The 12,359-nt window shown below is 45.0% G+C and carries 11 protein-coding genes; 6 read left to right on the top strand and 5 right to left on the bottom strand.

Annotated elements, in window-relative coordinates; translation table 11 throughout:
* Window positions 1-6 precede the first annotated feature (6 nt).
* Window positions 7-1,689, top strand: a complete 1,683-nt coding sequence (locus LFX25_RS04670) for a TolC family protein (RefSeq protein ID WP_238729203.1) — start codon at window positions 7-9, stop codon at window positions 1,687-1,689.
* 315 nt (window positions 1,690-2,004) lie between these two features.
* Here the strand turns inward: LFX25_RS04670 and LFX25_RS04665 are convergent, their stop codons facing one another.
* Both LFX25_RS04665 and LFX25_RS04660 read right to left on the bottom strand, forming a co-directional pair.
* Window positions 2,005-2,637 carry a class I SAM-dependent methyltransferase gene (locus LFX25_RS04665; RefSeq protein WP_255717754.1) on the bottom strand — a complete coding sequence of 211 codons (633 nt, stop codon included), beginning with the start codon at window positions 2,635-2,637 and terminating at the stop codon, window positions 2,005-2,007.
* A 36-nt stretch (window positions 2,638-2,673) separates the two neighbouring features.
* A complete protein-coding gene (locus tag LFX25_RS04660) occupies window positions 2,674-3,465 on the bottom strand; it encodes a hypothetical protein (RefSeq protein WP_238729201.1) in 792 nt (263 codons plus the stop codon).
* A gap of 110 nt (window positions 3,466-3,575) precedes the next feature.
* Between LFX25_RS04660 and LFX25_RS04655 the strand changes: the two genes are divergently transcribed.
* Complete coding sequence (locus tag LFX25_RS04655) at window positions 3,576-4,004, top strand: MarR family winged helix-turn-helix transcriptional regulator (RefSeq protein ID WP_238729200.1); 429 nt, start codon at window positions 3,576-3,578, stop codon at window positions 4,002-4,004.
* Window positions 4,005-4,272: 268 nt separating this feature from the next.
* Here the strand turns inward: LFX25_RS04655 and LFX25_RS04650 are convergent, their stop codons facing one another.
* Entirely contained in the window at window positions 4,273-5,223 is a 951-nt protein-coding gene (locus LFX25_RS04650) for a cytochrome-c peroxidase (RefSeq protein ID WP_238729199.1), read from the bottom strand.
* 202 nt (window positions 5,224-5,425) lie between these two features.
* On the opposite strand from LFX25_RS04650, the gene LFX25_RS04645 reads away from it, so the two are divergent.
* The 4 genes from LFX25_RS04645 to LFX25_RS04630 all read left to right on the top strand — a co-directional run bounded on the left by LFX25_RS04645 (window position 5,426) and on the right by LFX25_RS04630 (window position 9,487).
* Window positions 5,426-6,622: an NAD(P)/FAD-dependent oxidoreductase gene (locus LFX25_RS04645; RefSeq protein WP_238729198.1), complete on the top strand. Its 1,197-nt coding sequence runs from the start codon at window positions 5,426-5,428 to the stop codon at window positions 6,620-6,622.
* Window positions 6,623-6,624: 2 nt separating this feature from the next.
* Window positions 6,625-7,623, top strand: coding sequence for a sigma-70 family RNA polymerase sigma factor (locus tag LFX25_RS04640; protein WP_238731502.1), 999 nt, complete (start codon window positions 6,625-6,627; stop codon window positions 7,621-7,623).
* 155 nt (window positions 7,624-7,778) lie between these two features.
* Window positions 7,779-8,627: an alpha/beta fold hydrolase gene (locus LFX25_RS04635; RefSeq protein WP_406600475.1), complete on the top strand. Its 849-nt coding sequence runs from the start codon at window positions 7,779-7,781 to the stop codon at window positions 8,625-8,627.
* A 266-nt stretch (window positions 8,628-8,893) separates the two neighbouring features.
* Entirely contained in the window at window positions 8,894-9,487 is a 594-nt protein-coding gene (locus LFX25_RS04630) for a Crp/Fnr family transcriptional regulator (protein WP_406600474.1), read from the top strand.
* A gap of 69 nt (window positions 9,488-9,556) precedes the next feature.
* Here the strand turns inward: LFX25_RS04630 and LFX25_RS04625 are convergent, their stop codons facing one another.
* Window positions 9,557-10,720: an acyl-CoA dehydrogenase family protein gene (locus LFX25_RS04625; protein ID WP_118955578.1), complete on the bottom strand. Its 1,164-nt coding sequence runs from the start codon at window positions 10,718-10,720 to the stop codon at window positions 9,557-9,559.
* 278 nt (window positions 10,721-10,998) lie between these two features.
* Entirely contained in the window at window positions 10,999-12,099 is a 1,101-nt protein-coding gene (locus LFX25_RS04620) for a CaiB/BaiF CoA transferase family protein (RefSeq protein WP_319936839.1), read from the bottom strand.
* Between the last annotated feature and the right edge of the window lie 260 nt (window positions 12,100-12,359).

The following is a 12,359-nucleotide window of genomic DNA, read 5'->3' as shown; positions in this document are numbered from 1 at the left end:
ACTTACATGGACCACAAAAAGGAAAGGACTCGCAGAAAATTCAGAAACCTTCTCATTTTCGGAACCATCCTTTTTGCAGCAACGCAGCCTATAATCGGCGAGAATATTCTACCCGAAGAAACCTATGCGGAAGAAGAAAAAAAGTCCTCCGAAGGGAACCTCGGCGATTCGAAAAAGGTACTGCGCCTTACCCTCAAAGAAGCGGTCAATCATGTTCTCGAAAAGAACATTACGATCCAAAACGCCAAGATGGAATACGTTAAGGCGGACGGTGCGGAACTCAAGAACGAATCCCAATTCACTTGGAATTTAATCGGTGGGATCACGGTCTTCAAAACGACTCTTCCGAATAACCGAAACAACGTCTTTTTAGGAACGAGACAAAGTCAGGATAAAATCAGCGTCGGTGTTGAGAAGAATTTCAAAACCGGAACTTATGCGAAATTAGAAGCGAGTACAACCCGTTTCGATACGAGCGCCTTTGAAGATCCGTTGACGACTCCTTCCAATTTAAGCTTTTTAGCGATTCCTCCTCAGTACACGAGCGCATTGACCCTCACGCTGAGTCAGGAAATTCTGAAATACAGCTTCGGAAAGACGCAAAAAGAAAGAGAAGCCATTATAAGACAAAACACTGTGATCAAACGGGAAGAATTGGTTTTTGTTCTTTCCCAGCTTGTCGTGCAAACTCTGGTTCAATACTGGAGTTTGAATATCTACGATTCCAATGTGAAAACCTTGGAAGAACTGCAATCCAACACGCGCAACATCCGCGATTTAACGGCGAGAAAGCGCAATCTCGGCCTTTCCGAAGGATTCGAAGTCAATCTCTGGAGTTCCATTCTTTCCCAAACCGCAGGAAATCTGGAAAAGGCGAAGGTTTCCAGAAAAGAAGCGGAACGGAATTTAATCCGTATTTTAAACGCGGATCCCACTTCTAAAATCGAAGGCGTTACCGATCTGCAAGAGAACGTTCCCGCCGACTTTAACGTGGAAAAGGATTATCTCTACGCGCTCGAACATAGAACCGATCTGAAAAATCTCCGCAAACAAAGAGAGATCGCCGAACTCAATCTGAAAATCAAAGAAGCGGAAGACATGCCTTCTTTGAAACTTTCCGGCGCGTATTCCACGAGAGGACAGAACATCGTTGCTCCTCAACAAAACGTAACCGATACGAATCGCGGGATCGCTTCCTTCAAATATCCCGAGGCGTATGCCGCATTCCAATTTTCATATCCGCTTTGGGACAAAGGGATCAAAGCCGATATCCGCAACGCCAAAATGGATGTGGAGAATTTGGAGAAAAAAGAAGCGGAACTCAAACTTTCCATCAAGGAAGAATTAGAAAACCGTTATGCTGCGATTCAATCCGGCAAAGATATCTTTGAAGGCGCGAAAAAAAGAAAGGAAGAGGCCAACAAATTCTACAGAGGTCTTTCCGAACGTTTCCGCCAAGGAAGATTCACGGCGGTTGCCGTGAAAAACGCATTGGACAACGTGATCCAATCCGAGTTGCAAGTTACACAAGCTAAGATTCAGATGAACATCGACATTCTCCGCTATGAACTCGCAAAGAATCATATCTTTGAGAAGTTCGGAGTGAACGTAAACGACATCATCGATCGTATGATGAAGATGGCGGATTCCCAACAAGCGAATCTGGATACGACGGCTCCTACGAAGTGAGCCGTTTGTTTTCGATCCTCGTCGCTTTTCATCTCCGAACGAACGAAAATCATTTCTGATCTTGAATACTTTTGTTTAAGAACCGAGGGTCTGTTCCGAAATTTCCGCAAGCGAAAGATCACTATTTTATGAAAATCGAATCTATCGTGTGAGTTCCCACAGATTACGTCTCATCAAACCTTTTGCACGATATCGAAATCATCTATATCATCCACAAATGAGTGAGTTCCAGCATTTTTAAGTTTTAAAACAGATCGTGGCTCCCGGGAAATCACGGGTTATCGGATTTCCCGGGAGCCATATACACTAAAAATCTTATTTGATCGCGGTTCCGTAAATATGAGGTCGGATCGGCAAAAAGATCGTCGGCAAAGTAAGACTTTCGATTTTCAAACTCGAAAAATTCGCGTTCTGGAGGGCTTGATACGTATCTCTGTTTAGTCGACAACCTTCAAAAAACCACAGCCAAGGTTTAAAGACGATTCTTTGAATCCACTCGATCCAGGATCCTTGTTTCGCGACGACGTGTTCCAAGAAGATCAATTTGCCTCCCGCCTTTAGAACACGTTTGATCTCTTTCAATACTTGATCCGGCTTTTCGACCGTGCAAAGAACCAAACTGCAAACGACGGCATCCACGGAAGAATCGGGAAACGGAAGCTTTTCCGCGGATAAATTCAACAGTTCCGTATTGATCGAATACTTCTCCGAATTCTTTTTCAAAAGAGAGTGCATTCCCTCGTTTGGTTCCACGGCTAAAAGAGTCGTGCCCGGGTTGAAATATCTCAGGTTCGAACCCACCCCCGGGCCTAGCTCGACGACCGTATCCGGCAGATCTTCAAAAAGCATTTTTTTTATCTTCCGGTATTTATAGTGCATATATCCCTGAAGAGTTTGAAAAAAGTATGCGTTTACGAAACTAAGAGTCGGCGTTTTTTGGACACACATAACGAGTCCTCCCATCCATTTTAGTATATTCTAATTTTATATTTCCTTTTGATTCTCCGGATTCCAGTTTCCGGGAACCATCCATAACGCCTCGGAATAAGCGACACACTTGCGATCTTCAATTCGATAGATCGCGGTCCCGGGTGTTCTCTGTCTGCGATTTCTTCCGATTTCCCAGGACAGAATCGCATACGGAACATCCGTGAATAAGCTCTCCAAAATTCTTCCTCGCAATTTTACAAGAACGATCATAGTCGGATCCACGTAAGAAACAGCAAAACCTCCGGGACAATCCAGCGCCGCCCATACGATTTCGTTTCGGATTTTTCCGTCCGCATCGCCCAGGTCTTTCCAAGGGTTCCAGAATGCGCCGTGAAGATGACTAAAACCTTTTTGATCCGGGATCTTCGCTGAAAAGATTCTCATCCCGTCCTCGTGATTTCGCTGCGGACCGCATACGAAACACGTGGGAAAGGGATGTCTCTGAAAGCCTAGGTATTGCTCTTCGGGATTCCGGATGTCTTCTAAGATGGAAGAATTCAACTCGGGAACTTCCATAAAAAATTCGGGATCCTCCTGAGCTTCCGCGATGACCGAGTCGGTCTCCTTACTCAATAATTTAATTCCATTTGTGCTGGAATTGAGAGAGTAATACAAGGTTTCGTTCAACGGACCGGGCGCTTTTATTTTAATAACCGCCGCGTCTTTTTGAATCGGATTCGCGGTAATTCCTGCAATGTATCCCCCGTTTCCGCTCTTCGGAGGTCCGCAGTATTTTTCGTTGATCTCGATACTTTCAAAGTTAAAAGTGGATGAAGTTTGTTTCATAAGGATTTGTCTATATCTCGAACGGAAGCGGTCAACGTAAATGACCGAATGAAGAATCTCCGATGGCAGTATTTGCTTTTAGTACCAAGTATTTTTAGGAGTTCCGTTGTATGAGCGTACAACCCGAAAAGATCGTACATCTGCTCTCCGGAATTTCGGAAAGAATCTTCTACAGTCTTTCTTTGAGTTACAAAAAAGAAGGATATAAGGATATAAGCCCGCCTCAAGGAGCCGTCCTCTGCGCGCTGCGCAATAAGATGCCGGAATCTATGACTTCCATCTCGAAGAAAATTTTCAGAGATCGATCAACTGTGACACAGATTGTAAAACGATTGGTCGCGAACGGTTATGTGGAAAGATTTAAAAACATAGAAGATTCTCGGATTTCCGAAATCATCTTAACCGAAAAAGGAAAAGCTGCAAGGGCCGCAGTAATTCGTTCCTCTCGAAAGATGTTCGCGAGAATTTACAAACATACGACTTATGAAGAAAGAAGAATCTTGATTTCACTTCTAGAAAAAATCGATTCCGGAAGCTGACATTTTTTTTTAAAACATCTGCTGAAATAAATTTCCAAATTCAAAACCGATCACAAAACGAAATCGTTTTGATTCTTATCTGAGATCGGAGGACTGTAAACCGGTAAGTGCCGAAAGAATCCTTTCTATAAGTGGAATCTTTGTGTGAGCCTCCAAACTACGACGGTTCGATTTTGGAGATTCCGAATCGTACTCTATCATTTCGGCGAAGTACGAATTCCCCCATTTTGGGTTTTGATTAGCGTATGCTCGATCGAAGCAGAAAATTCTACGCCTTCGGAATTTTAGGCATTTCTAATGGATGAGATTCCCCTTCCAAGGATTTCAGAAACTCGATCAGATCCTTTTTCTCTTCTTCGGTGATCGCCGAAGGTTTGAGAAGAGGATCCTCGATCGAACCCTTCGATCCGCCGTTTACGAAATGGTCCACTACATCTTCCAGTTTCGTAAATTCTCCGTTGTGCATGAATTCGTTCTTTTTACTCACGTCGCGCAGACTCGGAGTCCGCACGGTTTGTGTAATTCCTTTCAACCCGGTCGTATGTTTTTCCGAATCGGAAAAGTTCGGACCTTTGTGACACTGGGAACACTTCGCCTTATTCATGAACACGTCGAGTCCGCGTTTTTGAGCCGGAGAAAGAGCGGATTCCTCCCCCATGACGTAACGATCGAACTTGGAATTTTTGGAAACGATGGTTCTTTCAAAAGCTGAAATCGCCTTAACGATCCGATCCATCGTGATTCCCGGAGAACCGAACGACTTTTCGAAAAGTTCGCGGTATTCGGGAACCTGATTGAGTCTTGCAACGATCGTCTTCTCATCCTTGAGCATAACCGCCGTGTGAACGCGTTCCTTTACGATATCTTCCAGATCGTTCGCTTGCGGATCGTTAAATACGTCCTTATACAAACCCACGTTCGTCAAAGAAGGCGCCGAAGAATTATGAATCTTATTGCGGGGAACGGAATTCTTCTCCGTGTTTTGAAGTTCCACGGAATGACAGATCGCGCAGTTCGTATCTCCTTTGAGTGAAAGTCGCTTATCAAAATAGAGCAGTTTTCCCAATTCGACCTTATCCTTGTTGTAAGGATTGTTGTTGGGATGAATTACGTTCTTAACCACAAAACCTTCCAGTTCGGCTTTTTGAACCGGTTCTTTGCAGCCGCTGAGCAAGAATAGAAACGAAATCAAAAGAAAAATGGACAAAATCCTAAGCATATGGACCATCCTGGGTCAAAGTTTCGAACGGGAACTTCTTCTGTCAATTCGAATTTAGAACAATTCTGATTACATATTTCGTGTTAAAAAAAAAGAAACCTTTTATCGTTCGCAAACCGTCGCGATTTATGAAAGAAAAAATTTCATTCTTTGTCACGCGACCTTCCGGACCTGCGTCTTCCTTTTAGAACAGGAGGCAAACATGTCGCAAATCAAAACCGTTCTGATCGCAGGCGGAGGATACGCGGGGATCATCGCAGCCAATCGTCTCGTCAGAAAAAAACTTCCGATTGAGATCGTATTGGTGACCGCTCAGGAAACGTTTCAGGAAAGAATACGAAACCATCAACTACTCGCGGGAACTCTCAAAAACACGTACACAGTACGATCGCTTCTTCATAAAAACGTAAAACTCGTAATCGGGAAAATCGCAAAGATCGAACCGAAATCCAAACGTGTGGTTCTCGAAAGCGGTTCCGCTTTGAAATACGATCACCTCGTTTATTCCCTCGGAGTGCAAGGTTCATCCGCTACAAAAATCAACACGAACGTTTACTTTCGAATTTCGGAAACGGAAGAATGTGCGAAGATGCGCGAACTTCTAAAATCGAATCCGAGCGCGAAGATCACCGTTCTCGGAGCCGGTTTGAGCGGAATCGAAACCGCCGCGGAACTTGCGGAGAATTTTCCGAACCTTCGACTGACACTCGTGGACGCAAGTCCGCTTGGAAAAGGTTTTTCCGTTCCCGCACAGAAAAAACTGAGAGAATTTTTCGAAAATAAGAACGTAAGAATTTTAGAACATTCTAAAATTATGGAATACGAAGACGCTGCACTCGTAACCGCGGACGGGAAAAGAATCGAACACGATTTCTGCGTTTTATCGAGCGGACTTTCCGCTTCAAAAGTGGGAGGACAATCGGGCCTAAGAACCAATCCGATCGGTCAGGTTTACGTTAATCAATTCCTCGAAGTGGAGGATTATCCGGAAATCATCGGCGCGGGCGATTGTGTGCAAGTGGTTTCTTCCGGTTACGATCATTTGAGAATGGCTTGTGCGACCGCGCTTCCGATGGGAATCTACGCGGCGGAAAGACTTTCTCATCGACTCGGCGCAAAATCCAAAAAAGGAATCGCGCCATTCTCGCTCGCGTATTTGGGGAGAAACGTAAGTCTTGGAAGAAACGACGGAGTGATCCAAGAATCCAATCCGGACGATTCTCCGACTTTGAAAATCTGGACGTCACGAAGCGCCGTTTGGATCAAAGAATTGATCTGTAAATACACGATCCTTTCCTTCCGACTTGAAAAATGGTTCGATTTTTATTTCTGGAAATCCTTTCCTGAAACCGAAGCGGAATTCGGAACCGCGGTTCTTGCGACAGAATCGGAGAAATGATCGTGGATAGACTCGGGCAATTTTTAGAACACAAGTCTCTCGTTTTCGGGATCGCGTATCGAATGACCGGAAGCGTCAACGACGCGGAAGATATCGTTCAAGAATCGTTTCTGCGTTGGGAAAAATCCGGTTCCGACGAAATCCGTTCACCGAGAGCTTTTTTGTCCACGATTGCCACGCGTCTATCCCTCGACACTCTCCGCAAAGTGAAAAACAAACGAGAAACCTATATCGGGCCTTGGCTGCCGGAACCGATCCCGACTTCGCCCGAAATCGAAGAGCCGGATCCGGAAACACTGGATCTGGCCTTTCTTCATCTATTAGAAAAATTGAATCCGATTGAACGAGCGGTTTTTATCCTGCGCGAATCGTTCGAACTGGATTATAAAGTTATCGCGGAAGCGGTTGGAAAAACGCAGGAAAATTGCAGACAAACCCTCAAACGCGCGAAGGAAGCTTTGAAATCCGATCGAAGGAAATTCTCGCCCGATAAGGAAACGAAACGAAAGCTGCTTCATAATTTTCTTTTGGCTTCTTCCAAAGGACAGCCGGAACTCCTTCTTCCGTTTTTAAAGGAAGAGATCGTTCTTTGGTCGGACGGAGGCGGTAAGGTTCACGCGGCGAGAATTCCTCTCTTCGGAAAGGAACGAGTGGCGGCCTTTCTCATCCGTACTTCCAAAAATCCGGTGTTTACGGACACGGACCTTTATTACACGGAAAGCAACGGCGCCGAAAGTCTTCTCGTTTATAAAAACGGCAAACCGGTTTATCTTAGGACTTTTTTGATCGATGAAAACGGTATCAATTCCATCTACACGATGTTAAACGAAGATAAACTGCGGGCGTATAGAAATCGTAATGAACTTTTAGAAAAGAAGATCATAGTTCCTCTTGAATTCTTTCTCCTGTTTCCGAAAACTTCCCTCAGCAACCCGAGTCCTCCCGTTTGGACCAAACCCTTATTGAAATTGGTTCGCTGGGCCATTACCCGAAAAAAATAGATTATCCTAGGATAATCGGATTCCGGACGCTTCGAACGCCGGCAGTCTTGACTTTTTCCACCTTTCGATCCAAACTCGAGCGTATGAAAAATCGAATTCGTATCGCAGCGATCTTTATGATCGGACTTATCATCGCGTGTTCGGGAGGACAGGAAATGCAAACCGCAACCAAAGAACCAGGAACCTTTTCCGACGAAAAACCGACAGGATATATCAGAACCCGGATGGGCAGCGTGGCTTACTGGATCCAAGGGAAAGGAGAATCGATCGTATTGCTTCATTCCGCCGGACCGGGACACGAACACCGCGACTTCGACGCCGTGATTCCTACATTAGAAAAATCTTATAGAATCATCGGTCTCGACTGGCCCGGTCACGGCCAATCCGGCTCTCCGAAACCGTTCGATTCCGCATCCGCCGTTGGATATGCGGAGATTCTCCCTGAAATCGTCGAAAAACTCGCACCCGAAGGAGCCGTTTTTATCGGCAATTCGCTCGGCGGCTTCGCTTCGATGAAAATCGCATTAGACAAACCGAATTTAGTAAAAGGTTTGATTCTCGTAGACACGGGCGGACTCAACGATCCCGATTTTAAGACGAGAATTTTCGTAAAACTGATGAGCACACTTTGGTTTACGAACGCGACTTGGAATTCGTTTCCGAACTACTATATCAAAGTCGAAAACGAATATACGAAATCCATTTTGAATCGAATCGGTGAGAAAAAGGAAATCGAAGGCTCTCCGAACATCCGAGCCGCAATTTGGAAAAGTTTCGGCGATGAAAGACACGATCTAAGAGAAAAGGTTTCGCAAATCACGGCGCCTACTTTGATCGTCTGGGGAAAAAACGACCCCGTCATCCTTCCCGAACTCGGCGAAAGACTGCATCAAAAAATCGCCGGTTCGAAATTGGTCTTTTTAAAAACGGGTCATGTCCCGTTTGCGGAAGATCCGCAAGGATTTTTAGAAGCCGCGCTTCCGTTTTTACGATCGATTCGCTGATTCCAATCGAAGACGGGCGCTTTTTGGAAGGCGGCCGTCTTTTTTGCGAACACAAGGACGATTCGAACGATCGTTGTTTCGTTTTGGAAATTTTTTTCCAATCTTGTTTTGAAAAGGTTCGGAAAAATTTGCGAGCGAAAATCCCGAGAACCGCAGACTCGTCTTTAATAATCATTGCCAAAAATTTCTTTCCCGTTTCACTCAATCGAGTGGCGGATTTTGAAGTAAAAGAAGACAGCGCGGAGTGGCGGACGATTTACGAGAAAGTGAATTCCATCTCTCCGATTCCGATCGAAATCTGGAGAAAAGCGGGCCTTGTTTATTCGATACGGGATTTGTCCTACGGAGATTTTTTAATACGACAAGGAAAAGTTCCCACCGAGTTCGCCTTCGTATTTTCCGGCGTATTGCGGGAATACTATCTCACATCCGACGGAAACGAATATATCAAGAGTTTCAACTTTCCCGGAGAATTCACTGGTTCGTATTTCGATCTTCTTTCCGGACAACCCTCGACCTGCAACATACGCGCGATCACCGATTGCAAAATCGCCGTCGCAAATTTTTCCGAACTCGCCGCCTTGTATGAAACTCATATCGCTTGGGAACGTTTAGGTCGTATAGTCGCGGAAAATTTATTTCTAAAAAAGGCAAAACGAGAATACGAACTTCTTGCCTTGAACGCGGAAGAACGATACGAACTTTTAAAAGAAACCTATCCGAATATCGAAGAAGTCATTCCTCAATACCATATCGCTTCCTATCTGGGGATCACTCCGGTTTCTTTGAGTCGAATTCGTTCTAAGAATCGAAACGAGAATGAAAAAAGGCGCCGGTCTTTCGACCAAGCGCCTTTATAACGTTTTTCGTCCAACCCGACCGAAATCTCAATTCGTTCGGACTTTTCGAAAAGAATCTTTCGAAGATTCTTATTTTGCGGACGCCGCCTCGCGGATAACGTAAGCTGCGATCTCGTTCTTTTGAATCTGAGTCGTTCCTTCGAAGATACAAAGAATCTTCGCGTCTCTCATCAGTTTTTCAACAGGATACTCTTTTGTGTAACCGTATCCGCCGAAGATCTGAACCGCATCGAGAGCGCATTTCATTGCGGTTTCGGAAGCGTGCGCTTTTGCGATCGCGGAATACTTCGGAAGTCTTGGATCTTCCGCATCGGACATTCTCGCCGCAAGATAAGTTACTTGGCGGGAAGTTTCGAGACCGATCGACATATCCGCAAGCATGTGCTGAACCGCTTGGAAGCTGGAGATCTTGGATCCGAACTGCTCTCTTTGTCTTGCGTATTTGGATGCGTAATCAAGAGCCGCTTGAGCGACACCCACTCCCATCGCCGCAACGTAAGGACGGGAAGCGTTCAGAGTTTGAAGCGCGTAAATAAATCCTAAGTTTTCTTTTCCGATCATGTTCGCTTCTTCAACGGCACAATCTTCGAAGATGATCTGACGGGTATCGGATGCACGGATTCCGAGTTTGTCTTCTTTCTTACCGACGGTCAAACCGGGAGTGTCTCTCTTCACGTAGAAACAGCTAACTCCTCTGGTTCCTCTTCCTTTATCGGTATATGCAAATACAGTATAAGCTCCAGCGCTACCGCCGCCGGTGATCCATTGTTTTGTTCCGTTGATGACCCACTTGTCGCCTTTCTTAACGGCGGTAGTGCTCATACCAGGAACATCCGATCCCGCACCAGGCTCGGAAAGACAGAAAGAAACTCCGTATTCTCCGTCAACGACGGGAGGAAGCCACTTTTTCTTTTGCTCGTGAGAAGCTCCTTTTAAGATAGGAAGGATTCCAAGACCTGTGTAACCGAAACAAAGAGAGATTCCGAGACATCCTCTGGAAAGTTCTTCGGTCACGAGGCACTGTTCAACGGAACCGAGTCCCCAGCCGCCGTATTCTTCAGGGATGGTCAAACCGTTGACTCCCAGTTCTTTTCTCATACGATTGATGAGTTCTTCGGGATGTTTATTTTCTTCGTCCCAGTGGATCGCTACTTCGTGTGTGATTTCTTTCTTCACGAAATTACGGATCTGGTCTCTGATTTCGATCTGCTGTTCGGTAAATTCCTGGTACATCGGTTTGTCCCTTCTTACGAGAGTGTTCTGATCCTACTTTTTTTTTAACGGCGATTAGATCAAACCAAAATATAGGGTAAAAAACCGAGCATAGGCTTGTTTTTCTCCTTTTTTATCCATTCTAAATTTAGAATTTTCTAACGAAGAATTCTCCCTCGCCAAACAAAAATAAAACCCTTCTTTGCTAAACGTTTTCCAAGAACGAACGTTCTGTTTCGGTTTTCAAACTAATCGCCCTTGGAAAAATATTTCGATGTCTTTCCTATTTCAAAGCGCGTTCAAATCACTTTTTCCTTTTTCATCGTTTCGATTTCTTCCGCCGAATAACCTAAGGATTGATAGATCGACGCATTATGTTCCCCATGATTCGGGGGGTCCAAACGATACGTGACCGGGGTTGCGGAGAAGGGAAACGGCGCTCCGAATTGAAAGTAGTCGCCGTATGTCGGATGTTTTTTATCCAAGATCATACCGCGTTCCTTTAGAACGGGATCTTTACTGACCTCTTCCATCGTCTTAACCGGAGTCAGACAGGAATCCTCGTTTTCAAAAATTACATTCAAATCTTCGAATGTTTTCGACGCGAAGTAAGAAGTGAGAATTTCCTTCCACTTGGAAAAGTTTTTTTCCTCCGCCGGAAATTCCTCCAAGTGTTTATCCAGTCCGGATTGACGTAAGAAGGTTTTAAAGAACATATCTTCCAAAGCGCCGAGCGCGACCCATCGTCCTTCCTTGGTCCGATAAACATTATAATTCGGTAATTTACCGGAAAGAAGTTCGTTCCCGCCTTCCGGATTTTTTCCGGTCGCCGCAAAGATTCCTCCGTATAAGGAAAGAAACGGAAGCGAGGAATCCATCATGGAAATCGCGATCTTCTGTCCTTTGCCCGTTTTTTCTCTCGCATACAAAGCCGCTAAAATCGAAGCAAGCGCGGTCATCGTTCCTCCGCCGATATCGGCGAGCTGATAACCGGGAATCTGAGGAGTTTTACCCGTTTGCGAAAGAACTCCCGAAAGAGAAAGATAGTTCACGTCGTGTCCAGCAAAATCCCTGTATTTCCCTTCGGTTCCATATCCGTAGATTCCGCAATAGATCAATCTAGGAAAACGTTCCTTCAAGTCGTCGTAACCAAGTCCCATTTTTGCAAGTCCGTCCGGACGGAATCCTTCCAAAAGTATATCAGCATCTTCTAATAATTTAAAAAGAATCTCTTTGGATTTTTCCTTTTTTAGATTGAGAGTGATCGCTTTTTTATTTCGGTTTAACATCAGAAATAAGGAAGGCGCTCCGTTCGCTTTCTTAAACATCACGCGAGTCGCATCCATCGCTCTCGGATTTTCGATCTTGATCACGTCGGCCCCCATATCTCCCAAATACATGGAGCAAAGCGGACCGGGAAGAAGAAGACTCAAATCGATTACTTTCACTCCGGAAAGTGGACCTTTGTTCATTTAACGACAACCTCTCAATGAAGAATCTTAATCCATAGAGAACGGAAGAAGAAATAGAGATACACTTTTTTGCGGGGTTTTTTCCGATTCCGACCGAGCCTCTCTCCGATGGATCGCGTAAAAATGCGAGCTTTCCCTTTGAATCCGCCGTCCCTAATTACGGATTTTTATGGAAAAAAGAAATTTCC

Source organism: Leptospira sanjuanensis (assembly GCF_022267325.1).
In the GTDB taxonomy this organism is placed as follows: domain Bacteria; phylum Spirochaetota; class Leptospiria; order Leptospirales; family Leptospiraceae; genus Leptospira; species Leptospira sanjuanensis.
Note: the sequence above shows the minus strand (reverse complement) of the source record. Positions and strands in the feature narration are given on the sequence as shown.